The sequence below is a fragment of the Streptomyces sp. NPDC025784 genome (genome assembly GCF_055558435.1).
This window is the reverse complement of record NZ_JBVHMN010000005.1, coordinates 145606-169852: the sequence shown is the minus strand read 5'-3', so window position 1 is coordinate 169852 and position 24247 is coordinate 145606. Positions and strand designations below refer to the sequence as shown.

General features: G+C 68.9%; 22 protein-coding genes and 1 pseudogene. 15 read left to right on the top strand and 8 right to left on the bottom strand.

Annotated features, from left to right (window positions below; genetic code table 11):
- Window positions 1-107 precede the first annotated feature (107 nt).
- The gene (locus ACZ4IF_RS14235; protein ID WP_467562605.1) at window positions 108-1997 is read left to right on the top strand and encodes a BTAD domain-containing putative transcriptional regulator; all 1890 of its coding nucleotides are present in this window, start codon (window positions 108-110) and stop codon (window positions 1995-1997) included.
- A 126-nt stretch (window positions 1998-2123) separates the two neighbouring features.
- Here the strand turns inward: ACZ4IF_RS14235 and ACZ4IF_RS14230 are convergent, their stop codons facing one another.
- Both ACZ4IF_RS14230 and ACZ4IF_RS14225 read right to left on the bottom strand, forming a co-directional pair.
- Window positions 2124-3089: a pirin family protein gene (locus ACZ4IF_RS14230; protein ID WP_467562603.1), complete on the bottom strand. Its 966-nt coding sequence runs from the start codon at window positions 3087-3089 to the stop codon at window positions 2124-2126.
- A 453-nt stretch (window positions 3090-3542) separates the two neighbouring features.
- Complete coding sequence (locus ACZ4IF_RS14225; RefSeq protein WP_467562601.1) at window positions 3543-4568, bottom strand: nuclear transport factor 2 family protein; 1026 nt, start codon at window positions 4566-4568, stop codon at window positions 3543-3545.
- A gap of 503 nt (window positions 4569-5071) precedes the next feature.
- On the opposite strand from ACZ4IF_RS14225, the gene ACZ4IF_RS14220 reads away from it, so the two are divergent.
- The 5 genes and pseudogenes from ACZ4IF_RS14220 to ACZ4IF_RS14200 all read left to right on the top strand — a co-directional run bounded on the left by ACZ4IF_RS14220 (window position 5072) and on the right by ACZ4IF_RS14200 (window position 8116).
- Window positions 5072-5338, top strand: a complete 267-nt coding sequence (locus tag ACZ4IF_RS14220; protein ID WP_467562599.1) for a hypothetical protein — start codon at window positions 5072-5074, stop codon at window positions 5336-5338.
- A 148-nt stretch (window positions 5339-5486) separates the two neighbouring features.
- Window positions 5487-6263 carry a class I SAM-dependent methyltransferase gene (locus ACZ4IF_RS14215; RefSeq protein WP_467562597.1) on the top strand — a complete coding sequence of 259 codons (777 nt, stop codon included), beginning with the start codon at window positions 5487-5489 and terminating at the stop codon, window positions 6261-6263.
- Between the two features lie 315 nt (window positions 6264-6578).
- Window positions 6579-7091: a hypothetical protein gene (locus tag ACZ4IF_RS14210; RefSeq protein ID WP_467562595.1), complete on the top strand. Its 513-nt coding sequence runs from the start codon at window positions 6579-6581 to the stop codon at window positions 7089-7091.
- A 32-nt stretch (window positions 7092-7123) separates the two neighbouring features.
- Window positions 7124-7447, top strand: a pseudogene (locus ACZ4IF_RS14205) (helix-turn-helix domain-containing protein); the annotation flags it as partial.
- A 222-nt stretch (window positions 7448-7669) separates the two neighbouring features.
- Window positions 7670-8116 carry a hypothetical protein gene (locus tag ACZ4IF_RS14200; protein WP_467562593.1) on the top strand — a complete coding sequence of 149 codons (447 nt, stop codon included), beginning with the start codon at window positions 7670-7672 and terminating at the stop codon, window positions 8114-8116.
- A gap of 637 nt (window positions 8117-8753) precedes the next feature.
- Here ACZ4IF_RS14200 and ACZ4IF_RS14195 read toward each other — a convergent pair.
- The 3 genes from ACZ4IF_RS14195 to ACZ4IF_RS14185 all read right to left on the bottom strand — a co-directional run bounded on the left by ACZ4IF_RS14195 (window position 8754) and on the right by ACZ4IF_RS14185 (window position 10367).
- Window positions 8754-9080, bottom strand: a complete 327-nt coding sequence (locus tag ACZ4IF_RS14195; protein ID WP_467562591.1) for a hypothetical protein — start codon at window positions 9078-9080, stop codon at window positions 8754-8756.
- A 285-nt stretch (window positions 9081-9365) separates the two neighbouring features.
- Window positions 9366-9590 carry a DUF7660 family protein gene (locus tag ACZ4IF_RS14190; protein ID WP_467562589.1) on the bottom strand — a complete coding sequence of 75 codons (225 nt, stop codon included), beginning with the start codon at window positions 9588-9590 and terminating at the stop codon, window positions 9366-9368.
- A gap of 345 nt (window positions 9591-9935) precedes the next feature.
- On the bottom strand, window positions 9936-10367 hold the full coding sequence (locus ACZ4IF_RS14185; protein WP_467562587.1) for a DUF6193 family natural product biosynthesis protein: 432 nt from the start codon (window positions 10365-10367) through the stop codon (window positions 9936-9938).
- Between the two features lie 180 nt (window positions 10368-10547).
- On the opposite strand from ACZ4IF_RS14185, the gene ACZ4IF_RS14180 reads away from it, so the two are divergent.
- On the top strand, window positions 10548-10826 hold the full coding sequence (locus ACZ4IF_RS14180; protein ID WP_467562585.1) for a hypothetical protein: 279 nt from the start codon (window positions 10548-10550) through the stop codon (window positions 10824-10826).
- Window positions 10827-11042: 216 nt separating this feature from the next.
- Here the strand turns inward: ACZ4IF_RS14180 and ACZ4IF_RS14175 are convergent, their stop codons facing one another.
- A complete protein-coding gene (locus ACZ4IF_RS14175) occupies window positions 11043-12032 on the bottom strand; it encodes an AraC family transcriptional regulator (protein ID WP_467562583.1) in 990 nt (329 codons plus the stop codon).
- 34 nt (window positions 12033-12066) lie between these two features.
- Here ACZ4IF_RS14175 and ACZ4IF_RS14170 point away from each other — a divergent pair, with 34 nt between their 5' ends.
- From ACZ4IF_RS14170 to ACZ4IF_RS14150, 5 genes are all read left to right on the top strand, one after another.
- Complete coding sequence (locus ACZ4IF_RS14170; RefSeq protein ID WP_467562581.1) at window positions 12067-13083, top strand: SDR family NAD(P)-dependent oxidoreductase; 1017 nt, start codon at window positions 12067-12069, stop codon at window positions 13081-13083.
- Between the two features lie 547 nt (window positions 13084-13630).
- Window positions 13631-14719, top strand: coding sequence for a multiple monosaccharide ABC transporter substrate-binding protein (chvE, locus tag ACZ4IF_RS14165; protein ID WP_467562579.1), 1089 nt, complete (start codon window positions 13631-13633; stop codon window positions 14717-14719).
- 258 nt (window positions 14720-14977) lie between these two features.
- Complete coding sequence (locus ACZ4IF_RS14160; RefSeq protein ID WP_467562577.1) at window positions 14978-15541, top strand: dihydrofolate reductase family protein; 564 nt, start codon at window positions 14978-14980, stop codon at window positions 15539-15541.
- Between the two features lie 536 nt (window positions 15542-16077).
- Window positions 16078-17676 carry a phytoene desaturase family protein gene (locus ACZ4IF_RS14155; protein WP_467562575.1) on the top strand — a complete coding sequence of 533 codons (1599 nt, stop codon included), beginning with the start codon at window positions 16078-16080 and terminating at the stop codon, window positions 17674-17676.
- A gap of 377 nt (window positions 17677-18053) precedes the next feature.
- Entirely contained in the window at window positions 18054-18551 is a 498-nt protein-coding gene (locus ACZ4IF_RS14150; protein ID WP_467562573.1) for a DUF1877 family protein, read from the top strand.
- A gap of 379 nt (window positions 18552-18930) precedes the next feature.
- On the opposite strand, the gene ACZ4IF_RS14145 is transcribed toward ACZ4IF_RS14150, so the two are convergent.
- Window positions 18931-20247 carry a cytochrome P450 gene (locus ACZ4IF_RS14145; RefSeq protein WP_467562571.1) on the bottom strand — a complete coding sequence of 439 codons (1317 nt, stop codon included), beginning with the start codon at window positions 20245-20247 and terminating at the stop codon, window positions 18931-18933.
- A gap of 55 nt (window positions 20248-20302) precedes the next feature.
- Entirely contained in the window at window positions 20303-21658 is a 1356-nt protein-coding gene (locus ACZ4IF_RS14140) for a glutamine synthetase family protein (RefSeq protein WP_467562569.1), read from the bottom strand.
- A gap of 314 nt (window positions 21659-21972) precedes the next feature.
- On the opposite strand from ACZ4IF_RS14140, the gene ACZ4IF_RS14135 reads away from it, so the two are divergent.
- From ACZ4IF_RS14135 to ACZ4IF_RS14125, 3 genes are read left to right on the top strand one after another with little or no spacing between them, the layout of a single operon-like run.
- Window positions 21973-22161 carry a ferredoxin gene (locus ACZ4IF_RS14135; RefSeq protein WP_359498288.1) on the top strand — a complete coding sequence of 63 codons (189 nt, stop codon included), beginning with the start codon at window positions 21973-21975 and terminating at the stop codon, window positions 22159-22161.
- Between the two features lies 1 nt (window position 22162).
- A complete protein-coding gene (locus tag ACZ4IF_RS14130) occupies window positions 22163-23383 on the top strand; it encodes an NAD(P)/FAD-dependent oxidoreductase (protein ID WP_467562567.1) in 1221 nt (406 codons plus the stop codon).
- A 13-nt stretch (window positions 23384-23396) separates the two neighbouring features.
- Window positions 23397-24209, top strand: a complete 813-nt coding sequence (locus tag ACZ4IF_RS14125) for an acetoacetate decarboxylase family protein (protein ID WP_467562565.1) — start codon at window positions 23397-23399, stop codon at window positions 24207-24209.
- Window positions 24210-24247 lie beyond the last annotated feature (38 nt).

The following is a 24247-nucleotide window of genomic DNA, read 5'->3' as shown; positions in this document are numbered from 1 at the left end:
GCCGGAACCGAGGGGTTGTCGTCCCGCCGCCCGCTGGCGGGCAGGAGGGCGGTGCGGCGAGGCTGGATGCCAGTCATTGCCCCGCACCACGAAAGAGCACCACCTGCATGCCGTCCTGCACCAACGCATTCGTCCTGGGGGACCCCGTCCATCTGCGGCTCATCGGGCCCCTGGAGCTGACGGGGGCACAGTCCGAGAACCCGCCCGGCCTCCCCAGGGGACGCGCGGTCCTGCTGTTCGCGTTGCTGGCCGTCCACCGCAACCGGGTCGTCAGCAAGGACACCATCATCGAGACGCTCTGGCCCGACCACGCCCCGCCCACCGCCACGCAGACGGTCGCCTCCCTCGTCAGCCGGCTGCGCAAAGTGGTCGGCACCTGCCTGGAGCGCGCCGGTTCCGGATATCGGCTCAACACCAAGGGCTGGCAGGTCGACGTGGACGAGGCGGCCCGCCTGACCCGGGCGGCCGAGCGGCATCTGCACGCCGGCGAACCCGCGTTCGCGGATGTCGCCGCGCGCCGAGCACTGGGCCTGCTCGGTGCGGGCCGCGCGGTCGAGGAGTTCCAGCCCGCCGACTGGAGCGCGGACCTCGACCGGACACTGCGACGGCTGTTGCGCCGTGCCCGCGAAGCCGCCTGGCAGGCCGCGGAACATCTGCACGACCACCGGCAGGCCGCGAACCTGGCCGCGGCAGCCGCGCACGACGACCCCTACGACGAGCCGGCGTGGCGTGCCCTGATGGCCGCTCAGTACCGTCTCGGTTCGGCCGCCGCCGCCCTGCACACCTTCAGCCGGCTGCGCCGCACCCTGCGTACCGAGTTGGGAACCGACCCCGACCCGCGCACCGAGGCCCTGCACGGGGCCATTCTCCAGGGCCGGCCCACCCTCACGCCCGCGCAGCCGCGGCCCGCAGCACCGGTCGACGCACCCCACCAGCACCTCACCGGCAGGGACGAAGAACTCGACCGACTGCGGGCAGGGTGGCGGCTGGCGCTGACCGGGCACCCCACCACCGTCGTGCTGCGTGGCGGGGCCGGAGTCGGCATCTCCGCCGTGCTGTCCGCACTGCGCGGCCAGGTCCACCACCACGGTGCCACCGTCCTTGCCGCACGCTGCCCCGGTCCCGAACGTCTCCTGGACACCCCCGTACTTGAGCAGACCATCGAGGACTTCTGCCGCACCGCGCGGCCCGAAGAGGTCACCCGCGCGGCCGACGGCATCGCCGACCGGCCGCAGGCCGTCATGACGCACATCGACGCGATCACCGGGCCCGACCGCCGCGGCGACGAGCGCGCCAGGCCGCCGGCGCACGGACACGCCGACGCAGCCGCGATCTTCCTGCGCGGACTCTCCACCGACCACCCCGTGCTGCTGGCTGTCGACGACGCCCACTGCGCGGACGCGCGCACCCTGGAAACCCTCCACCACCTGTCCCAGGACGCCGCCGGCCACCGGGTGATGGTGGTTCTCGGCGCGCGGGACGACGGCGCCGACCGCATCGCACGACATCTGCCCCACTCCACCCAGCTGCCTCTTGAACCGCTTGGGCCCCACGTCGTCGCCGAGCTGGCCGCCCGCCACGACGTGCCACAAGCAGCCCACCGCGTCCACCAGCTCACCGCCGGCCGCCCCGCCCTGGTCCTGGCGGCCCTGCGAGCCGCTCGCGCGGGCGCACCCCTGGACGACCCGGACCACCTGCCCGACACACTGATCAATGCGGCGCTCGACCTGGTCGACCACGTGGGGGAGCCGATGACGCACCTGCTGCGCACCGCGGCTCTCATCGGCCCCACCTTTCCCTTCGAGCAGCTGCTCAAAGCCGCGGGCACCGACGGCTGGAGAACAGCCCAGCAGGTCGAACAAGCCCTCCGCGTCGGCCTCCTGACAGCCGACGGCGACGCTCTCGCCTTCGTCGGCGAGCTGCTCCACACCGCCCTGTATCGCGCGGTGCCCGCCCCCTTGCGCGCCGGCCTCGCCGCCTACGTCCGCTCCCGCTGACGGCGACAACACCCCCAGCGGCGCCCGCCGTTCCCTCATCTCCGGCGGGCGCTGCCCTTGCCCCCATCGAACGACGGCGCCCGCGTCGACCCAGGCGTAGTCAACCGCGGCCCCCTTGCCGCATCCTTACGGCGTTCCCAGGTGGGCTGCGGGAATGTGGCCCATCCTGCCCTGCTGATAGTCCTCGACGGCCTGCCGGATCTCCGCCTCGGTGTTCATCACGAACGGGCCGTAGCGGGCGATCGGTTCCCTCAGCGGCACGCCGCCCAGCATGAGCACCTCGAAGCGGCCGGTGCGGCCGCGCTGATGGGGCCCCGCCTGCACAGTGATGACATCGCCCGCACCGAACACCGCCAGTTGCCCCTCCCGCACGGGGCGCCTGTCCGGGCCCACGCTCCCCGCTCCTTGCAGGACGTAGACCATCGCGCTGAACTGCGGATCCCACCCCGTCCGCAACCGCGCCTGGGGAAGCAGACTCGCGTGCGCATAGACGATCGGGGTGTAGGTCACACCCGGTCCCTGGTAGCCGCCGAGACCACCGGCGATCAGGCGTACCAGCGCCCCGCCGTCATCGGAGGTGAGCAGTCGGAGTCGGTCCGCCCGGACGTCCTGGTAGCGCGGCTGCGCCCACTTGCGGGCGCGGGGCAGGTTCACCCACAGCTGGATGCCGTGACTGAGGCCGCCCTTGGCCAGGACCTCCTCGCTGGGGACTTCGTCGTGCAGGATCCCCGACCCCGCGGTCATCCACTGCGTGTCCCCATCCGATATGACGCCTCCGCCACCGTTGGAATCGTGGTGCACCACCGTGCCGTCGATGACGTAGGTGACCGTTTCGAATCCGCGGTGAGGGTGCCAGGGAGCGCCCTTGGCCTCGTAGGGCTGGTAGACGGTCTCACCGACGTGGTCGAGCAGCAGGAACGGGTCCGCGTCGTGCAAAGCAGCGCTCGGGAACGGGCGGCGCACCATGAAGCCGGCCCCCTCCTGCTGTTGGGGCGCGGTGACCACGTGACGGACGGGGCGGTCGGCGGCGGTCGCTTCGGGGTGCGGGAGGCGGGGGAGGACCAGGAGATCCTCGACGGTTACGGCGGGCATAGCGGGTCCTTCGTATGTACGGTGCGGACGGCGTCGACAGCTACGGCGTCTTGCTGGGAGAGGTGACTTGGGTGTTTCTGCCGGGCAGAACCCCGGCATGCGGGCGGGGTCCAAGGGCATGACCGAGGCTGGGCAGCGGCCGGGCAGCCGTTGATGCGTCCGCCCGTACCCGCGGGGGGTCATCGGCCGGTACCGCCTTGGGACGGTGTACCGCCGAATCTAGCTCGCAGACCTCGCACGGTCGCTGCCTGAAGCGGCCATACGTGCCACATATCGGGACCCGGTCGTGCGGCCAGGCCGACACTCCTGCCCGCGGGCGCGGCGGCTGCCCGGTCGGCCGCAAGAAGCACCACCGCCACGTCGATGTGCCCCCGCCGCGGCAGGCCCTCTTCGGCCGTCAACGTCCGGGACCGGCAACGGTGTTGCCGGCCCCGGACACTGCGCGGTGGGCGGCTACCTTCCCTTGTGCGGGTTCGTGAAGAAGTCCTGCCAGGCGTTGGTGTCCACCGGAACGTCCTCCATCTTCACGATCTTTCCGTGGCGGACGGTGTAGTACATGGTCACGTCGATCGACTTGACTGCCGGATCCCAGGGGCGGTTCATCCGGATGAACTCACGCGCGAAGCCCCCGGCACTGTCGCCCGCCATCGCGGACACATCCAGTTTGTACCGGCTGCCGACGGTGGCCATCACCCGCTCGCGGAATGTGAGGAAGCCGTCCCATCCCTTGTAGACGCCGGAGATGTCGGAGTGCCCGGGGATGCGCACTTCGACGTCGTCCGAGACCATGCGATGGACCCCGTCGAGGTCCCCGCTCCAGAACGTGTTGTAGAAGGTGTTCAGGAAGCCCGTGTTCTTGGGGGAGACGGCGTGCGCGGCGTCGGGCAGGGACGGCGCCGGCTGGGAGGAAGCCGGTGTGCCGCGGGGCGTGTCGAGCGACGGTGTCCAGTAGGCGTCGTAGACGTCCTGTTCCTCGGGCATGGTCCATGCCTCCGAGACGCGGCCGTTCTTGATCTTGTACTGCATGGTGAAGCGCAGCGTCCAGATCTTCGCCGGATCCTTCTTGCGGTTGAGCGTCACGATCTCGCGGGTGAAGGCGGTGTCGCCGTTCACCGCGAAGTGCGGCACCTTCAGTTCGAAGGTGCCGCCGTTGTAGCCGAGGATGCGGCCCATGAACTCGCGAAGCCCCTCCTTGCCCCAGTACTCCCCGGCGTTGAGGCCCTTCCCCGGCACATGCATGATGAAGTCGTCGGTCACGAACTTCTGCGCGGTGGGAATGTCTCCCTTGGCGAAGGCGGCGTAGAAGCCCTGAATGAGCTTCACCGTGTCCTGCGAGGCAGGCTCTGACGCCCCTGCGGAAGCGCCGGCGAGTGTGGTCCCGCGCGGCGTGGTCGCCGCTTGGGCCGGTACGGCGAAGACCGTCGCACCTACTGCGACGACGAGGGCGGTGGCCATGGACAGTGACGAAAGTTTGCGCATCTCGAACTCCTCGCAGCTGTGCGGACCCAAGGCGGCGGGCTCCGTCATGGACCCGGTCCGGCAGCAGCCGCAGTGATGTGACTGATCAGACCTTGAAATGAGGGGGCGCTGTCTCGTGCCGTGAAGGCAGGCGGACATCACTTCGGCCCGTCCGGTGTCGCAGACGTCGCCTGACACCGGCCATACGGAAATGACCCCGGACTACAGCGTCCCCGCGGCTTTTGCACCGGGGTTGCACCATGCCGGCCTTGCGGGGCCGGGCGTGCGGCAGAGCCGTAGCACCCTGGGGCAGTACGCCCCACCGTCTCTCGTCCCGCTCGGTCGTCCCGTTACGATCACGGCCCACGCGAAGATGAGGAATGGCCTTGAACGAGGAACAGCCGTTGGAACAAGGCGAGTACACGCCCGGGCCATACGCGCGTGCAGCCCGTGGCTGCACAGCGGCCCTCGTATTCGCGTGTGCCGTGCTCGTGGTTTTGATCAGCTTCGGGGGGACCATCGAGATGGAGTCCTTTCCCGGGCTGCGGGAGAACATGGGGCCGTTGATCGTCTACATGCTGGGGTTCGCAGCTCTGGTGACCGTCGGCGGACAGGCGCTCTCCGGATGGCGGTCCCATGCGGGCTGGGCGGCCGTCGCCTGCATCGGCGTACTCATGGCACTTCGGATGTGGACGCTCGCGCCAGCCCTTCACTGCTGGTCGTACGACAGCGTGGGGCGCAATGACGACGGCTCGTACAACTGCGTGAACCGCGGCGACATGCTTCCTTGAGGTCCTGTGCGCGGGCGATCCCTCCCCACTCCGCACCCGGGTGCGCCATTCCTGGTTGCGGTGTGGCAGCGACGGTGGTTGCAGGCATGGAGGAGGCCCGCAATGGTGGCGACCGCCCACGGGGAATCACGCACGATAATCTCGCGCCATGCCCGAGAAATCGGTGGCGCGCTTCTACGACGAACTGGCAGACGACTACCACCTGATCTACCCGGACTGGGACGCGAGCGCCCGCCGGCAGGGAGAGGCTCTGGACGCCCTGATCGGTAGGGAGCACGCGCAGGTGCTCGACTGCTCCTGCGGCATCGGCACGCAGGCCATCGGCCTGGCGCTGCGCGGGCACCGTGTCACGGGGACCGACCTCAGCCCCCGAGCCGCCGCCCGTGCTGTCCGCGAGGCCGCCGACCGGAACCTGAGCCTGCGCACCGCCGTCGCCGACATGCGATACCTGCCGTTTCCCGACGGCCGGTTCGACGCTGTCGTCTGCGCCGACAACGCCCTGCCTCACCTGCTGACAGAGCGGGACGTGCACGCTGCCCTGGCCGAGATGCGTCGCGTGCTGCGTCCAGGAGGCCTGCTGCTGGTCAGCACACGTCCCTACGACGATCTGCGGCGCGAGCGCCCCGCTTCGATGCCACCACAAGTTCACGGGCGCGCCGACGGCGCCGACGGCGAGGAGCGAACCGTCACCTTCCAGCTCTGGCACTGGCACAACGACGGTGAGCACTACGACTTGGAACACTTCCAACTCCTCCCGACGGGCGGAGAATGGCGTGTGCAGGTCCGCCGGACCACTTACTGGGCGCTCGGCCGGGACCGGCTGACGTCCCTCGCGGCCGAGGCCGGCTTCGTCGACGCGGAGTGGCGGCTCCCCCAGGAGACCGGCTTCTTCCAGCCGCTCCTCATGGCCCGCGCCGGCAAGTAGGCGAATCCACGGCAGTCCGCGCCGGCCATCCATGGACGGCCCAGTCGTCGGCGAGCCTCGTGGGGCTTCGGAGCACCCTGGCTTCGGCAGGAGGTGCGCCTCCCTGCAGCAGGGGGGGGAGGCGATCGCCGGAGACGATCTCCACGCTGCCCTGCTCTTCGGACAGCAGCGTGAAGTCGGCGGTGAAGTCGACCTGAGGTCATGCCTTCGGCCAACGGCCACAACCACGCTGCGGTGGCTCAGATCCGCTGACCGTACCCCTGCAGTCACGTAATTCCCCAGTCCATGGCGGGGCGCGGGTCTAGGTTGGCGAGCATGACCATGCCTGGGTGGAGCTATGGCTACGTCGGACCGGCCGAGTTGAGAGGCCTCGTCCGACCGGATGGCGAGGGTCAGAGCATGCGTTCGCCGGAGGACTTCGACGAGTGGGTCCGGGCTCGGACGGCTGAGGAGTTGGCCGAGCCCTTCACCTTCGTTGTGGATCCGGCTGGGGTCCTGCGTCTTGCGCCCCGTCGTAGAGAACACGTGGTGTGTGCTGGTGGAGAAGCGGTCCTGGGCGCCGGCGAGATCAGCTTCCGCGAGGAGTCCGGGCGGTGGGCGGTCGACGAGATCAGCAATCAATCGACCGGCTACTGCCCGGATGTGAGCTCGTGGTCGGCCGTTGCCGAGGCCCTGGACCGGGCGGGGATCGTTCGCCCGTCCGGTTTCTCGCACGAGGTGGTGTTCCGACGCTGCCCCACCTGCCGACAGCTCAACATTGTGCGCGAGGAGGACTTCGTCTGCGTCTTCTGTGACGAGGTCCTGCCGGGTGAGTGGAACGTCGACTGAAGGGAGTTGGGCTGGTCCGGTAGGTCTCTGGTGTGAGGTACGCGCAGGGCGGAGGGCTGTCCGACGCGGGGAGGGCCGCGAGAGAGCGGGTGCGGCTGCAGTCCGTGGAACGCTTCGAGAGCGGTCAGAAGAATCGAGAGATCGCTGACGCGTTACGGGTGAGCGATCGGTCCGTGGAGCGGTGGCGCCGGGCTTGGCGGGAGCAGGGTGAGGCTGGGGTGATCTCGAAGGGCTCGCCTGGCCGGCCTCGGCTGTCCGATGTCCAGATCGTCCGTCTGGCAGGGGAGTTGGAGCGGGGGTCGCTGGTGCACGGCTGGGCGGATCAGCGGTGGACGCCGGCACGGGTGAAGACGTTGCAACCTCGCTGCCGCCAACCTCGGTGAAGTCACCCGTGCCGTGAAACGCAAGCTCAAAGGCCTCCAGTACCGTCCAGATGTCATCGACGGCTCCTGACAGGCACCGGCCTGTCGCAGGACGCCTGACCATCTGGTCGCGCCTGCACAGACCCGTGCTCAAATAGCAGCACCCGCCCGGAGCCGTCTGCTGCTGGGGGAGGAAGAGCCCTGAACGGAGGCGGCATGACCGACCAAGGGACCACAGGAGCCTTTTACCTCAGGTACGGGCAGGCCACCGCCCAGGTGGAGACCGGATGCCACGTGGCTGGCGTCGCCGAAGTCGTCGCGCACGCTGACCAGGCCGCGCAGATCTATCTGGCAGCAGGGGTCGATTGCCCAGCCGGCGTATCTCTGTGGCGGGGTGCCGACATCCCCGAGAACTCGCTCAGCCTCGCCATCGGCCCAACGCGCTGGGCCGTCATCCACACCGATGACGAGTTCTGGCAGACCGTGACGCGAGGTCCGCGAAGCCCGGAGCGAAGTCTGCGGAGGGTTCGCTTTGACGACCAGCTGGAGATCCCGAGCGACTGCTTCATCGACAGGACGCTCGCGATGGACACTGTGTCGCTGTGGATGACCAAGGACGCGCTACTACAGGCCGCAGGCTTCCCCGACGACCTGTTCGGCTAAGTCTGTGGAAGCCGAGCCGTCATCACCAGTCGGCCGGGCGCCGTCCCGACATCACTCATTCAAGTTCAGTAGCACCGAGGTGTATATGGTCAACGCGCTCGGTGTCGGCAGCCCATGCGAGAGGTCGCGAGTGACTCCGAACTCTGCGGAGCCGCCAAGCCGGTGAGTGACTAGACAGAAGGTGCTGATGGTTGTCGCGCTCGTTCTATGGCTCTTGCTGCCCGTTGCTTGGGCCGCGCTGCCCTGGCTGCCTCCGAACCGGTCGTTCGGCCGCTTCGTGGCAGGGATGCAACTGCTGCTGTCCGTAGTGGTGCTCACCGTCGGAATGCCGGCCCGGCATGGTTCCTCATACCAGGGGTGGTTTCCTCTGTTGCGCGACTGGCGCCTGCGCCCTTGATTCGCTCCGGGAAAGGATGAGTGACGCCGCCCGGCAATGATTGCGACGGGAGGAGTCTGCGAACTGCTCCCCCCGCTTGTGGAGCGAGGTTGGGCGATCGCGGGCCCCCGCTGCGGGCTTACTGGCTGGGCGCAGTGCGGCTGCGCTGCCCGCTCCGCGCTTCAGTTCCCTGTGATTCCCCGCCCGTTCTGGCGCGAGAGTGACACGACCCGCAGGTCGCGCCGTGCCTTCCTCTCGGGGTCACGGCTCCACCAGCTGATCGGGTCGAACGTCGAACTCGCTCCGGTCGCCTTCTGTGGCTTCCGGCCGTCCGCCCGTAGAGATCGTGACGACCTCGTTGCCGTCCGGATCTGAGGTGCGACTCAAGATCACGCAGCCCATCGTCACCGCGATGGGGTACGTGGCTTTGGGGCCCAGCGCATCACCACCACCGAAGATCGGCGGCTTGTCGAAGAAGACCCATTGCCGGCCATGGGCGTCGGTCAGGCGCACCTCGACCCATCCAGGGTAGAAGTCGTCGTCGTCATCGAGCGCCCAGCGAGTGGCTTCGCACAGCAATGAGGTCATTCCGCTTGCTCTCTGGTTCTGCCTTGACCCGGAATATGCATCCGGTGCCATGGCGCCTCGCGAAAGGGGCAAGTCCTGAGACATGACCCCATCTTTATCCGGTCGATCACAGGAGGACTGTCGGCGTCTACCAACGGACCCTGCGCCCAGGTCGATCCTCCGCCGAGGTCCGGCCTCGGTCGTCGCTGTCCGCATCTATTGGCGTCAACCGTTGATGTCGGCCGCCGCGGGCCGGTTGCAAGCTGTGCGTCCCCCTGGCTTGCAGCACCGGTGGCTGTCCTCCGGCTACTCGTAGACCACGGCCGCGCTGAGTGCTCGCGCAAAAAACGTCCAGTCGCCCTCCGGTGGCATCTCTTCGCCCAGGTATCGGTACGAACCGGGCGAGTCCGTGATCCACGCGGCCAGTGCACCGAGGTAGTCCTCTACGGTGCGGTTCTCCCACTCCTCGCCCCGTCGGTGAAAGTCGTCGCAGAGGTTGCGGATCACGGCGGCGAGAGACTCTCGCGTCATGACCTCCTTGAAGGGATCAGGCGCATCGCTGGACATGGCTGGACCCTAGCCTGGTGGGCGCGCGGCAGTCAGCAGAGTTTCGGGACCCTGGCCGCGATTCCATCACGCTGCGGACGCAGTGTCGTCAGTCTTGAACTCACCGCCTCCGGTCCCCAACTTTCCCGACGCCATGAGCTGGACCTGTGATCGCTGTCCAGCGCGACTTGCAGAAGATCATGTCGGGTCCGTGCTCCAACTGCGCGGCCACGGACGGGAGATGTCGTCGGCCCGGACGAGTGCGCTGACCAAGTCGTGCATGTGTTGCCCATGACCTGCGACCGAGCCGTCAACGGCTGTCTGCGTCCGTCATCGTCGGTCGCCGTTGGACGGCCCCGAGACTCCCCGAGCCGAGGCCTGGCCGTCGCCCGTCAGACGCTCGACCAGCCGCTCCGCTTCGGTCACTGCCTCATCAGCGCTGGCCGTTTCGAGCACCATGCCGGCTGAGCGGGTACGCACGACATAGAGACCTTCGGGAACGAGTTCGATGGCCACCGGCAGGACCTCACCCTCGCCGAGCCAGTGACGAGGTCCGGTGCTGAACGCAAGCGCTGCATGGCTGGTGTACGGGTAGAACCGCCCCAGCGCGCTGTTCCGCGCCCTGTGGACCAGGGCCGCCAAGATGGGCGGAACCCACGTAGTGGTGGAGGATCGGGACCGCTCGTCCCAGGCTTCGGCCGCACGCGCCCGAAAGTCCCAGGCGGCCTCGATCGAGTCGTCGGTCTCGCTCCCCGCGTCCAAGTCGTCCTCCCCGTCTGATCTGCCAACGGCACGGTATCCCGGGAGCGTTGCCGAAGTGCGATGGCTGGCGAGATGCTCATCTGGGTGAGGCGGACATTGCCGGATTCCGGCTTTGTGATCCCTCCGTGAGTACGGGGACCATGCCGACGGGTGGCTTGGGGAAGACGCGAGGGCGGGGTCGTGTTGATGGTGGCTGTTGTGGTCGGCGACGCGATGGCGCTGACGATGGGCGTGGCAGGTGTGTTTGCCCTGGCGCATGGACGTGTGGCGTTTCCCTGGCTGCGCGGGAAAGTGAGGCGACCGGGCGTATGGGGTATTGGTGCCTTGCTGCTGGCGGCGACACTCGCGACGGCACATCTCGTGCCCTTCGGCGTCCGGACCGCCATCGGGCTGAGTGGCCTGGTGCTGATCGGGCTGGGTCATGTCTGGGGGCCTCGGGAGATGCCTCCGGCAGAGTAAGGGTGAGGTCGGCGGAGTCGAGTGATCGTCGCGAGTTGTGGATCAGCTGACTTGCTCTGTGAGCCTTGTCTGTCCTGAAGTTGCAGGTTGAGGCGTCCGGCGTGATGGGGAGATCCGCGCTCGCGCTCTTGCCAGGCGGCTGTGCGTGTTCTTGATCGTCTGATGGGGCGGGCGGGGCAGTTCGCTGGTTTGCGCGCGCCGGTGCCGTGGGCCCTCCTACGATCCGGTGTATCGCGGACCCGCGAGTTGTTGCGTGCGTAGGCGCTGCCGATATCGCAGGGGCGACAGTCCGACCTGACGTTTGAACGCGGTGCTGAACGCACTCTCGGACGTGTATCCCAGCTTCGAGGCAAGGGCTCCGACCCGGACGTCGCCGTCGCGCAGTGCCTGCTGCGCGAGCAGCATCCGCCAGCGGCCGAGGTAGGCCAAGGGCGGGACGCCCGCCACGGTCCGGAAGCGGTCGGCGAATGAGGTGCGTGACATCGCCGCGGCGCGGGCCAGCTCGTCCAAGCCCCAGGGCTTTCCGGGATCGGCGTGCATGAGCTCGATCGCCGGGCGCAACCGCTCGTCGGTCAGCAGTCGCAGCCAGCCCGGGGACAGTTCGGCCTGGCAGGCATAGGCACGCACCATCTCCAGCACCAAGAGCTGTACGTGCTGGCGGATCGCGAACTCTGCGCCGATCCGGCGTGTGCTCACCTCGTCGAACAGTCGATGGATGGTGCCGCGCAGGTTGTTCGCGGTGGCGGCTGATCCCCGGACGTGCGCGACCGGTGGGAGCGCCTGCTGCAGCAGTGCCTGACCGGTCGGGTTGAGCTCGACTCGGCCACCGACCACGACGTCGTCGGTGTCGAAGTCGGCACCGAGGAGATCGGCCGAGAGGTCGTCTTCCTCGGGCAGGATCTCGCGGCGCGGCGCGCCGCCGGTGCCACCTTCGAGCTCCAGCCACGACCGGTTGTTCAGCACGACGACGTCGCCCGGCTCGAGCTCGACCGACGCGTCGACGCCGTCCGTGGACAGCCGTGCACAACCACTCACCAGTGCGAAGAACTTCAACGGGGTCCCGAGCGACCCGCGCGAGACCCACGGGCCGCGTGCCGCGAACCCGCCGGAGAGCACACCGCGGACCTCGATGAGGTCGAACACCTCGGAGAGCTGATCTTTGTCCATCTCCGTACTGTTGCGAAAGAAATGCGGATCGACAAGCATTCAGAATCCACGCGCCGCGGCGCAGGCTGAAGGTATGACACCAAGCACCACGCACGATCAGCGCCCCATCGGATCCGGCTTCACTCCCGCGTCGACGGTCGACGACGTCATGAAGGGCATCGACCTCACGGGCAAGAACGTGATCATCACCGGCGGTCACTCCGGGCTCGGGCTGGTGGCCACACGCGCGCTGGCCGAGGCCGGTGCCACGGTCACCGTCGGCTCCCGCAACACCGACCGTGCCGAGAAGGCGGTCGCCGGAATCGCGGACATCGAGGTCCGTCAGCTGGACTTGCTCGAACCGGCTTCGATCGACGCCTTCGTCGCCCGCCACCTCGACTCCGGCCGGCCCCTCCACATCCTGATCAACAACGCGGGCTTCCCGGGCTCGGGCGGGATCGTGCACGACGCGCGCGGCTACGAGGCGCAGTTCGCGGCCAACCACCTCGGCCACTTTCAGCTGACGCTGGGCTTGTACCCCGCACTGCGTGCAGCCGGCGGCGCCCGGGTCGTCAACACCACGTCAGGCGCCCAGCGAATGTCCGACATCCTGTGGGACGACCCGCATTTCACCACCGGCCGGTACGACCCCAGCCTCACCTATCCCCAGTCGAAGACCGCCAACGTGCTGTTCACGGTCGAGTTGGACCACCGCTGGGCCGCCGACGGAATCCGTGCCTATGCCCCCCACCCGGGCATCGTGCCCGCCACTGCCTTCAACAGGTCGGTGGGCGAGGAGGCACAGCGCGCCATGGGCCTCATCGACGAATCCGGTGAGCCGATCATCGACCCGGACCGTGGAAAGAAGACGCCGGAGCAGGGCGCCGCGACCATCGTGTTCGCGGCCACCAGCCCCTTGCTCGCCGACATCGGTGGCGTCTACCTCAACAACAGCGACATCTCACCGCTGGACGAGGACCCGAAACCCATCGATCTCACCGATCCCGACACCGAGGTCCCGGCCGACGTCGTGCCACACTCCATTGACCCCCGGTCCGCCCAGCGTCTGTGGGAGCTGAGCGAACGGCTGATCAAGAGGCCTTCGGCCTGACTCTCCGGACCAAGGCGGCGTCGGCCTTCGACGACGTCGCAGCTCAACTGCTCAGCCCGGCCGGGTGCCATACCCCGATCGTGGAAGAGCCGAAGGCGCCGGGGCGGGCGAAAGCTGCTGTCTGTCACCGTAGTTGACACCCTGCACCCGGACTCCTAAGGTCACGCCAGCGATTCGAACGTATGACGAAATTTCGAACATCGATTGAGCAACAGCCTGGTGTGGCAACACAGTTGACGTGAATAGGGGTCGGCTCCCGCAGTGCAGTGCACCAAGATCCTGACGATCTCGGCAGGCGTACGGACGGGTGGGACCGCCGAGCCGCCCGAGGCGCGAATGCCGCCCTGGTCGAGGTCCCGACTGGGGGAAACGCCGTAGAACGATCTGCGCCGCGACTCCGGGATCGGAGCCAGGGATACGGGTACGGCCGACCGGCTTTGAGTCCGTACCCGCTTACCGCCCCTTTCTGCCCCTTCCCGCCTTGCGCACCGCCGTCCTGATTGTCTGTCAGTTTTCTCAACGACGAGAAGAACAAGGAACGATCACCGTGCACAACCGAAGAACCGTCTTCCTGGTCGTCGCCGGGGCCACCTCCGTGTCCCTTGCTCTGTCAGCTTGCGGCAAGAGTGATCCGGAGGACTCAGCGAAGGGGGACACCGTGGGCATCGCCATGCCCACCCGGGCGTCCGAGCGCTGGATCACGGACGGCAACACCATCGTCAGGGACCTGAAGGGCAACGGGTACAAGACTCGGCTGGTCTACGGGGACGACGACCCGGCGCAGCAGGTCGAGCAGATCCAGGATCTGATTGATCAGCACGTCGACGCCCTCATCGTCGCGGCCATCGACAACAGGTCGCTGAGGAAGGTGCTTCAGCAGGCGGCCGACGCGGAGATACCGGTGATCTCCTACGACAGGCTCATCCTCGGCACGAAGAACGTCGATTACTACGCCTCCTTCGACAACGAACAGGTCGGCCGGCTCCAGGCCCGCTACATCATCGAGAAGCTCGGCATCGAGGACGGCAAGGGTCCGTTCAACATCGAGCTGTTCGCGGGGTCCAAGGACGACAACAACACCAAGTACTTCTTCGACGGAGCGATGCAGCTCCTTCGGCCGTACATGGACAAGAAGCTGCTGGTCGTCCGGTCCGGGCAGACGAAACTGGATGAGGTCACCACCCTGCGCTGGGACGGCGCCACCGCACGGAAGCGTATGGGCCGCATCCTCGCCGAGTCGTACGGCGGAAGCAGGGTCGACGCAGTCCTGTCGCCGTACGACGGCATCTCCATCGGTGTCCTGGCCGCGTTCGAGTCGGACGGCTACGGCTCCGCTGCCAAGCCCCTTCCGGTCGTCACCGGTCAGGACGCGGAGCTGGCCTCGGTGAAGTCCATCATCGCGGGCCGGCAGTCGCAGACCGTCTACAAGGACCTTCGGCACCTGGCGGAGGTGGCCGTGGCGATGGCCGACGACCTGCTCCACGACCGGGAGCCGAACGTGAACGACACCAGCACCTACAACAACGGTTCCAAGGTCGTACCCGCGTATCTGCTCCAGCCGGAGGGCGTCGACAAGACCAACTACCGGCGTGTGCTGGTGGCGAGCGGCTACTACACCGAGGGTGAACTGAAGTAGCGGACCGATGGTCGGCACGGGCGGGTGAGATGCCACCTGCCGTCGTGAGTGGTGGTGACACGCGGCAGGTGGTGGTGAGGGCGCTCGACTTCGTGCAGTGTCCCGCAAACCCGACCAGGCCGTGCTGTGAAAGCGGCGCGGCCCTTGGCGACGGTGGCCGCCCGGAGCGGGGAGATCCGAGGGGATACCGCGAGCCGCGATGAGTCCTGCGGTGTCCGGCGGTCGTACTGTCGAACCCGTAACCGAGGAGGGCTTGTGATGCGCAGCGTGACCTACTCGATGAACGTCTCGCTCGACGGCTACATCGTCGGGCCGAACGGCGACTTCGACTGGACGGAACCCGACGAGGAGGTCTTTCGCTCCTGGATCGACGAGATCCGAGAGGTCGGCGTTCACCTGTTGGGACGACGGCTGTACGAGACGATGCTGTACTGGGAGACCGCCGACGAGGATCCTTCGCTCGACGACTCGAAGCTGGAGTGGGCCGGGCTCTGGAACCCGCTTCCCAAGGTGGTGTTCTCCAACACACTGTCCGCGGTACAGGGCAGTGCCCGCCTGGCCTCCGGCAGTCTGGCGGAGGAGGTCGAGCGGCTGCGAGCCGAGCCGGCGGAGGGCGACATCGCGATCGGCGGCGCGACTCTCGCCGCAGAGGCGGCCGCGTCGGGTCTGATCGACGAGTACCGGGCCAGGGTCTATCCGGTGCTGGTCGGCGGCGGCATTCCGTTCTTTCCCCAGCACGAGCGCCAGGTGGATCTCGAACTCGTCCAGACCCGAATCTTCGACTCAGGCGTCGTCTACCTCCGCTACCGCGTACCGCACTAGGCCTGCCGTTCGGACACGTCGGTGACGCGGCCGGCCGAGGTCGCCCGGCAGTGCGAGGAGTTGTTCGAGATCCTTGCCGCCGCGGACCGGGCGAGGCGGCATGCGGCCTCATGGCGGTCCTGACGACACCGCGGATCGTGGGCCGTTGGTGACTGGCCGGGCGGTCATGGTGCCAGGTTGAGGTGGTGAGGTCATGACGCCTGTCCTGGGCCCGGCCCACCGAAGTGGCGGAGGCCCAACGCTGCCTCCAAAGGGGTGAGGCGCATGTCTGGCGCCTTACGAGGCCCCGGCGGGAGGGGGATCACTGTCTGTGCGGGCGGGAACAGACCCGCCCCGAGAGGTCCAGTGAGAGGCACACGTGCGATGGGACATGGCGGAAATGTGTTCGAGGAGCTGATGGCCGACCCTCGGCGGGTCGAGACGACCTTCGGCCGGATCCGGACCCTGACCGGGCAGGGGCAGGGCCAGGCCAGGCACCGTGGAGCCGACGTCGAGCGGCGACCCGAGGCCGGCAAGGCACGGGCGGTACCGGGACGATGACCACTTACGACGCGATCGTCGTCGGTGGAGGCCACAACGGCCTCGTCGCGGCGCTGTATCTCGCCCGTTCCGGCTGGTCGGTGGCGGTTCTGGAGCGCAACGACGTCGTGGGCGGCGCGATCGCAAGCGGCGAGGTCACCTTGCCGGGCTTCGTCCACGACCTGTACTCGACGAACCAGAACCTGTTCCTGGGGTCGGCCGCCTACGCGGATTTCGGGTCCGACCTCACGCGCTTGGGCCTCAAGTTCCGTGTCACAACTTCCCCGTACGCCAATGTCTTTCCCGACGGTCGGAGCCTGCGGGTCCACCAGGACTACGCGAGAACCCGCGACACGCTCGTGGCCCATGACCCTGAGGACGCCGACGGGTTCGACCGCCTGTACGCGGTCTACCAGCGCTACGCCCCCTACTTGTTCGCACTGTACGGCTCCGCACTTCCGTCATGGGCCGCCACCCGCGAGGTCGTCCGTCTGCTGCGCAGGCAGGGGAAGGGCGGTGCTCTGGATCTCGTCCGGACACTCCTCATGAGCACCCGGGAACTGGGGGAGACTTGGTTCGCCAGCCGCGAGGCGCAAGCCATGGCAGCCTGCTGGGGCATGCACCTCGATTTTGCTCCCGATGTGGCCGGCGGAGCGATGTTCCCGCTGCTCGAGCTGTTCGCCGACATGGAGAACGGCATGTCCGTCGTCGAAGGCGGCGCACAACGACTGCCCGACACCCTCGCGGCTCTGCTCACCGAGAAGGGCGGTGAGGTCCACACCGGAGCAGAAGTGGACCGGGTGCTGTGCCAGGGCGGCCGCGCGGTCGGCGTGCGGACAGTGGACGGCACCCGACTGCATGCACGCCGTGCGGTCATCGCCAACACGGGTCCCGGCGCACTGTACGAACGACTCCTCGAACCGGAGGACGTCTCCGCCGACGTGCGACGCCGGGCACGCGCTTTTCGATACGGCCCGGGCACCCTGATGGTCCATCTCGCACTCGACGGGCCGCTGCCGTGGTCCGGGGGCGAGGACCTCGGCGAGTTCGGATACGTGCACGTCGCACCGTACGTCGACGACCTCGCGCGGACCTACGCGGAGGCCCAGGCCGGGCTCCTCCCCACCGACCCGCTGCTGGTGGTCGGTCAGACGACGGCGATCGATCCGACACGCGCCCCCGCTGGAAAGCACATCGCGTGGATCCAGGTACGAACCGTGCCCGCCGTCGTCCGCGGTGACGCCGCGGGCACCATCAAGGCAACGGCGTGGTCCGAGATCGCGGAAGCGATGGGGGATCGGGTGCTGAGCAAGCTCGAGCGTTACGCGCCCGGCGCTTCTTCCCGGATCGCCGGCCGCGCCGTCCGCACGCCGCAGGACCTCGAATCAGCCAACCCCAACCTGGTCGGTGGCGACAGCACTGCGGGCAGCCATCACCTGCCGCAGAACTTCCTGTTCCGCCCGCTGGGCAGCGGACACAACGGCTACCGCACAGCGGTTCGCCGTCTCTATCTCACCGGCGCGGCGACCTGGCCGGGGGCGGGCAACAACGCGGCCTCCGGACGGCTGGCGGCACTGCAGGTCCTTCGAGACGCACGCAGCCGACGATCCTCCTGAGGAACGCGGCGGCGGCCCTGGCGATCTGGGTCGGCTGGTTGCGGGCCGGCTCGTTGTCACTGAGCCGCCCTCACCGACCCCACCCACCCGCTGGACACCCTGCGACAGGGCCTTCGCCAAGTCCCGTTACCGGCCCGACCCCATCGACGGATGCCTCGCCGGAACGGGGCCCATCAGGGCCCGTTGCGAGAGTCCGGTCGGACGGCTTGTCCGCAGCGGTTGGTGTCGACGACACACGGCGCTCGGGTGCCGGAGGGCGTCTTCGCAGCGCCTGGGATCCCGCGTCAGGAGAGGGGAGGTCTCGCCGTCAGTGTCGTCGAGTAGGTTCTGTGCGTTCGGCCTGACAGGCGGGCCGCCGAGCTGGAGGAAACGTCGCTGTGAGCATCCACATGCACCTGCGCGCCGTCGCGGAATCCGCGATCAGGGACGACCACACCTGGCTCGCGGCGTTCATGTGGGAGGCCTGGGAGAACCACCCCGGCGAGTACACAGCGGGCATCGCCGTCTCGCTCGACAAGGTCTGGGATGCCGTCAATGACCTCTATGCCGCTGCCGATGTCCTCGATGCGGATGCCGACGAGCTCCGGACGTTGCCGATCTACGGCGGGCGCCCCGTGGCGCACAGCGCTGATGCCGATCCCTCCCACCCACCCCTGGGGATTCTGGAGCCGCCTGGGGTGTCACAAGCCGCAGGCTTCCTCGCGAGTGTCTCTTTCGACGAGCTGTGGAAGGTCGCCGGTGCCCAGCTCGTCTGGTCCGGCTGGGACGAGGCGGAGGTCAGGCAGAGGTTCCTCGAACATCACAGGAACCTCCAAGGGTTCTACGGGCGGGCGGCTGCAGCAGGCCACGCCGTGGTCAGGGCGGTGTGGGCTTGAGACGTGGTCGCGGCTCCAGCATCCCCACTGCGACGGCGCGGTGAGCATCGGCCGGCGAGACGACGATGGAGAGGTGCTGGTCGCCATGGACTGAACCTGGTGGACGGCCGCGACGAGCGCAGGAGCCGGTCGGGGCTGTGCGGGTGACAGGTGGTCGGTGTGCGGTGCGGTGCAGTCCTGGACGGCTCCACCACACCGCAGGTCTCCGTCATGATCAAGCCCCGTCAATGTCAGTCACGCTCGTGATCGATACAGCCGGGACGTGCCTGACCGTTCCCGCCGTCGCCCGAAGGGCGGCCCGGCGGGAAACCGTCAGGTGAGGTGGGGAGGACCTGGTGCCCGGGAGCGGTCCCGGACGGGAGAGAGGGACTCGCCCAGGTCAGGCGAGCGTCACCTCCACCGGCAGCTTCTTGATGCCGTTGACGAAGTTGGAGCGGACGCGCGGGACGTCGCCGGCCAGGCGGATGTCCGCGATGCGCGGGATGAGCTCCTCGAACATGATGCGGATCTCGGTGCGCGCGAGCAGGTTGCCCAGGCACAGGTGCGGGCTGCCCTTGCCGAAGGTGACGTGGTCGTTGTTCTCGCGGGCGACGTCGAAGTCGTAGGGGTTGCCGAAGACCTGCTCGTCGCGGTTGCCGGAGGCGTACCACATGACGACCTTGTCGCCCTCCTTGACCTGCCTGCCGCCGAGTTCGACGTCACGGGTCGCGGTGCGGCGGAAGTGGTAGACGGGGGAGGCCCAGCGCAGGAACTCCTCGACCGCCGTGGGGATCAGGGACGGGTCGTCCTTGAGGCGGGCCAGCTGCTCGGGGTGCTGGAGCAGGGCCAGCATGGAGTGGGTGATGGTGTGGCGGGTGGTCTCGTTGCCGGCCACCACCAGGAGCAGGAAGTAGTTGTCGAAGTCCTGCGCGGACAGCGGCACTCCGTCGCGCGGCATGGTGTTGACCAGCTTCGAGACCAGGTCCGTGCCGTCGCCGCCGCGCCGCTGACGCGCCAGCTCGCGGCCGTACTCGAACACCTCGATCGACGCCGGGGAGCGGAAGGGCAGGTCGCGGTACTTCTCGCTCTCCTCGCTGTGCAGCAGCACGTCCGCGTAGTCGGGGTCGGTGTTGCCGATGATGCGGTTGCCCCAGTCGATGAGCTGCTGGTTGTCCTCGGTGGGTACGTCCAGCAGACGGGCGAGGACGTTGATGGGGAAGTCCGCGGAGACGTCGGCCACGAAGTCGAAGCTGCCCTTGGCGAGCGCCGCGTCCAGCGTCTTCGCGGTCAGGCCGCGCAGGAAGTCGCTGTAGCTGTTGATGACGCTCGCGCCGAACTGGCGCTGGATCACGCTGCGCAGCGCGCGGTGGCGGACTCCGTCCATCTCCAGGATCGAGGCGCGCTTCTTGATCTGGTCCTCGTCGACCTCCTCGAGGTTGACGAACTTCGTCGAGGTGAAGGTCTCGGGGTCGCGGTCGACGGTGGCGATGTCGGCGTGCCGGGTGACGGCCCAGAATCCGGAGTTGGGGGCTTCCTCGGGCTGCCAGTGCACCGGGTCCTCGTGGCGCAGGGTGTGGAACATCCGCCACGGGGTGATGCCGTCGGCGAAGTTGTCGAGGTCGGCGAGGTCCACCTGCTCGATGGGCAGGGGCTCGGCGAGGGCGGCGCGCAGCTCGGCGCGGGTGGTGGGAACGGGGGGAACGGTGGGGCTGGTCATGGCGGTGGATCTCCTGAACGAGGCTTCGGGGCGGCGGATTCGGGGGCGCCGCCGATTACAGGTGGTAGGCGTACTCGGTGAACTCCCAGTCCGTGACGTGCCGGCCGAAGCGTGCGAGTTCGTCGCGCTTGTACGTGAGGAAGGAAGTGGTGAAGGCCTTGCCGAGCACCTCGGTCAGGGCGGTGTCCGCCTCCAGTGCGTCGAGCGCGGCGGACAGGGTCTGCGGGAGCAGGGCGGAACGGGCTGTGTCGTAGCCGTAGCCCTCCAGGGGGGCCGAGGGTTCCTCGCCGGCCTGGACACCGAGCAGGGCCGCCGCGATCGTGCCGGCGATCAGCAGGTACGGGTTGGCGCTGGCGTCGCCGAGGCGCAGCTCCAGCCGGGCCCCGCTGCCGCGCTCCGGCGGGATGCGGACCATGGCGCTGCGGTTGTCGAGCCCCCAGTCGATCAGCCAGGGCGCGAGGGTGTCGGGACCGAAGCGTTTGTACGAGTTCACGGTCGGGTTGGCCAGCGCCGCGAGCGCCGGGGCATGGGCGAGGATGCCGGCCACGGCGTGCCGGGCGGTGGCGGAGAGGCCGTAGGGGCCCGCCGGGTCGTCGAAGGCGTTGCGGCCCTCGGCGTCGTTGCAGGACAGGTGCAGATGGAAGCCGGAGCCGCCCGCGTCGCCGAAGGGCTTGGCCATGAAGGTGGCCATGTTGCCCTCCTGGCGGGCCAGTTCCTTCACGGCCGCCTTGAAGCGGAAGGCACGGTCGGCGGCGTCCAGGGCGGCGGAGTGGGTCAGGTTGATCTCGTACTGTCCGCCGTCGAACTCGTGGTTGCCGGTGATCACGCCGAGCCCCAGGTCGCGCAGGTGGCGCAGGGTCCGCAGGAGGTGGTTGCCGGGGTCGGCGCGCAGGCCGGCGGTGTAGACGGAGCCGGTGGTCTCCGGCGAGCGGCGCCAGCCGGTGGGGGTGCCGGGGGCGGGCTCCAGCAGGAAGTACTCCAGTTCGGGGCCGACGACGGGGCGCAGCCCCTGCTCGGTGGCCCGGGCCAGGACCGTGCGCAGCAGGTCGCGGGGCGACTCGGGCGCCGGGGCCCCGGTCGCCGGGTCGGTGACCTCGCCGAGACAGGCGGCGACGCCGGGCTCCCAGGGCAGGACGGCCAGGGTGGACAGGTCGGGGCGCACGGTCACGTCCGGCAGCCCGGCGTCCAGACCGCCCGCGACGGCGGCCACATCGCCCTGCGGGCTGGTGTGGTAGACGGCCCGGCAGAAGGCGAGGCCGTGATCGCAGGCCGAAGGCAGGTGGTCCAGCAGGACGTCGCGGGCGCGGTCGGTGCCGATCAGATCGGGGTAGACCACCCTGACCACGTCGACGCCCTCGGCGGCGAGCCGCTCCATGTGCCGGCGGATGTCTGGGGTGTCGGATGCGCTCACCGGTGTCTCCTTGGCGGAAGAGTGGGGGACTCCCAGGCGTACTCCGGGCCTACGGACGTATCCCGGAGCTAGTCGTTTGAACCCGAACGGTATGGAGGGAGTCGCCGCCCCGCAAGAGGGTGGTCCAAAGAATTTATCCATCTGGACAGGTATTGACCAGGGTCCCGAGGGTTCCTATGTTGTTTGAAGCCAAACGAGTCAGGGCGACGGCTTCCACGGAATCCGTCCCCCTGTGGCCGAGGGGCCCGTCCCATCCGGGTCGGGCCCCCCTTTCCTCTCCACTGCCCGACGCCCTCACCCTCAGGAGGACCGCCATGAAGGTCGTCGTCGACATGAACAAGTGCCAGGACCACGGCCAGTGCGTCTTCGCGGCCCCCGACGTCTTCTCGATGGACGAGGCCGGCCACCTGGCGTACGTGTCCGACCCGGACGACGCGCTGCGCGACGAGGTCGAAGAGGCCGCGGACGTGTGCCCGCTGCAGGCCATCCGGATCGAGGCCTGACATGAGCGGCCGTATCGTGGTCGCCGGCGCCTCGATGGGTGGCCTCCGGGCCGCCGAGCAGCTCCGTGCGGCCGGCTGGACCGGGGCGATCACGGTCGTCGGCGACGAGCCCCACATGCCCTACAACCGGCCTCCGCTGTCCAAGGAGGTCCTGGCCGGCAAGGCCCCCTTCGAGTCACTGGCCTTCACCCCGAAGGCCGCCGCCGCCGATGTGGAGTGGCGGCTCGGCGCGAAGGTCGTCGAGGCCCGGTTCGACGAGCGCACGGTCGTGCTCGACGACGGCTCGCGGCTCTCCTACGACGGACTGGTCGTCGCCACCGGCATGCGGCCCCGGCGGCTGCACTGCCCGGGTCCGCTCACCGGCCGGCACACCGTCCGCACCCTCGCCGACGCCCAAGGCCTGCGCGAGGAGCTGACCCGCCCCGGCGCCCGTGTCGTCGTGGTCGGCGCCGGATTCATCGGCTGCGAGGTCGCGGCCACCGCCGTGGGACTCGGCGTCCGTGAGGTCACCGTCGTCGACCCGCTCCCCCTGCCCATGGTCGGACCGCTCGGCGAACTCCTCGGCCAGGCCCTGCTCGAGCGGCACGAGGAGCGCGGGGTGCGCTTCGAACTCGGGGCGGGAGTCGCCGGGTTCGAGGGCGAGGACCGCGTCACCGGCGTCGTCCTCGGCGACGGCACCGTGCTGCCCGCCGACGTGGTCGTGGAGTCGGTCGGCTCGGTCGCCAACGTCGAGTGGCTTCAGGGCAACGGCCTCGACCTCAGCGACGGCGTGCTCACCTGCGAGCAGCTGCGGGTCGGCGGCCGGCCCGAGGTCGTCGCGGTGGGCGACGTCGCCCGCTTCCCCAACGCCCGCTACGACGGCGTGCCCCGCCGCGTCGAGCACTGGTCGATCCCCACGGACACGGCCAAGCACGCCGCGAAGGCGCTCGTCGCCCATCTCACCGGCAAGGATGGAGAGTTGGCGCCCTTCGCGCCACTGCCCACCTTCTGGAGCGACCAGCACGAGTTCCGGCTGCAGTCCTTCGGGGCCCCGGTCCTCGGCAAGGACGACGTACGGATCCTGGACGGCGACCCGGGAGGCGACGTCCTCGTCGGCTACCACCGCGACGGCCGGCTCGTCGGCGTCGTCGCGCTCGGCGGCCAGGCAGCCGCCATGGGTGCCGCCCGCTACCGCGCCCAACTGCTGAAGCAGCCCGCTCTCACCGCGTCCCTCACCGCGTAAGGAACCCTCCCTCATGTCTGCTGTCCGTGGCTACTTCCACCCCAAGACGGCGACGGGCGCCTCGTCGCTGATCCCGTCCCCGCCGTGGCGCTACTCGGGCGACCTGCTCACCGTCGAGTACCGCACCGACCCCGCGCGTGTGCGTGAACTGCTGCCCCAGCCGCTGGAGTTGGCCGACGAGGACCCGGGCGCGGTCGCGCTGATCTGGGCCGACTGGCAGTCCTGCTCCGCCTCCGGCGACGAACTGCTGGACCCGGTGCTCTCCCAGTACAAGGAGGCCTTCGCGGTCGTCCGCTGCAAGTACAAGGGGCAGACCTACACCCGCTGCGTGTACATCTGGGTCGACAAGGACTTCGCGATCGCGCGCGGGCTGCACCAGGGCTATCCGAAGAAGCTCGGCTCCATCCACCAGACGCGCCCGCACCCGTACGGGCCCGCCCCGCGGATCGAGGCCGGCGCCCGCTTCGGCGCGACCCTCGCCGCCGCCGACCGGCGTCTGGCCCAGGCCGTGGTGACCCTGCGGGAGCCCTCGGAGACGAACGGCTTCGTCAACGGCCACCCCATGGCCCACCACCGCTGGCTGCCCTCGATCGAGAAGGGCAAGGGGCTCGCCCTGGACGAGCTGATCGAGTCCGGCGCCGCGTCCTTCGAGGGTGGCCAGCCGTGGGTCGGCGACGCCGAGCTGGAGCTGTTCGAGGCGCCCACAGAGGAGCTGGCCCGGCTGGAGATCCGTGAGCCGATCGCCGCGTACCACCGCCAGGTCGGGGTGGTGTGGGACGGCGGCCGCCTGCTGGAGTCCGGCACGTCGGAAGCGTCTGCGGGGTGAGGTCGGCGACCGGCCGCGGGTCCGCTGTGGCCGGTCGC

Excerpts from the sequence above, each read along its gene's own strand:
- ACZ4IF_RS14135 (WP_359498288.1), top strand. The coding sequence starts at position 21,973 with ATGAAGGTCGTCGTCGACATGAACAAGTGCCAGGACCACGGCCAGTGC.
- ACZ4IF_RS14235 (WP_467562605.1), top strand. The coding sequence starts at position 108 with ATGCCGTCCTGCACCAACGCATTCGTCCTGGGGGACCCCGTCCATCTG.
- ACZ4IF_RS14190 (WP_467562589.1), bottom strand. The coding sequence starts at position 9,590 with ATGACGCGAGAGTCTCTCGCCGCCGTGATCCGCAACCTCTGCGACGAC.
- ACZ4IF_RS14160 (WP_467562577.1), top strand. The coding sequence starts at position 14,978 with ATGCGCAGCGTGACCTACTCGATGAACGTCTCGCTCGACGGCTACATC.
- ACZ4IF_RS14225 (WP_467562601.1), bottom strand. The coding sequence starts at position 4,568 with ATGCGCAAACTTTCGTCACTGTCCATGGCCACCGCCCTCGTCGTCGCA.
- ACZ4IF_RS14210 (WP_467562595.1), top strand. The coding sequence starts at position 6,579 with ATGACCATGCCTGGGTGGAGCTATGGCTACGTCGGACCGGCCGAGTTG.
- ACZ4IF_RS14195 (WP_467562591.1), bottom strand. The coding sequence starts at position 9,080 with ATGACCTCATTGCTGTGCGAAGCCACTCGCTGGGCGCTCGATGACGAC.
- ACZ4IF_RS14200 (WP_467562593.1), top strand. The coding sequence starts at position 7,670 with ATGACCGACCAAGGGACCACAGGAGCCTTTTACCTCAGGTACGGGCAG.
- ACZ4IF_RS14170 (WP_467562581.1), top strand. The coding sequence starts at position 12,067 with ATGACACCAAGCACCACGCACGATCAGCGCCCCATCGGATCCGGCTTC.
- ACZ4IF_RS14175 (WP_467562583.1), bottom strand. The coding sequence starts at position 12,032 with ATGCTTGTCGATCCGCATTTCTTTCGCAACAGTACGGAGATGGACAAA.
- ACZ4IF_RS14125 (WP_467562565.1), top strand. The coding sequence starts at position 23,397 with ATGTCTGCTGTCCGTGGCTACTTCCACCCCAAGACGGCGACGGGCGCC.
- ACZ4IF_RS14155 (WP_467562575.1), top strand. The coding sequence starts at position 16,078 with ATGACCACTTACGACGCGATCGTCGTCGGTGGAGGCCACAACGGCCTC.
- ACZ4IF_RS14130 (WP_467562567.1), top strand. The coding sequence starts at position 22,163 with ATGAGCGGCCGTATCGTGGTCGCCGGCGCCTCGATGGGTGGCCTCCGG.
- ACZ4IF_RS14220 (WP_467562599.1), top strand. The coding sequence starts at position 5,072 with ATGGAGTCCTTTCCCGGGCTGCGGGAGAACATGGGGCCGTTGATCGTC.
- ACZ4IF_RS14145 (WP_467562571.1), bottom strand. The coding sequence starts at position 20,247 with ATGACCAGCCCCACCGTTCCCCCCGTTCCCACCACCCGCGCCGAGCTG.
- ACZ4IF_RS14230 (WP_467562603.1), bottom strand. The coding sequence starts at position 3,089 with ATGCCCGCCGTAACCGTCGAGGATCTCCTGGTCCTCCCCCGCCTCCCG.
- ACZ4IF_RS14215 (WP_467562597.1), top strand. The coding sequence starts at position 5,487 with ATGCCCGAGAAATCGGTGGCGCGCTTCTACGACGAACTGGCAGACGAC.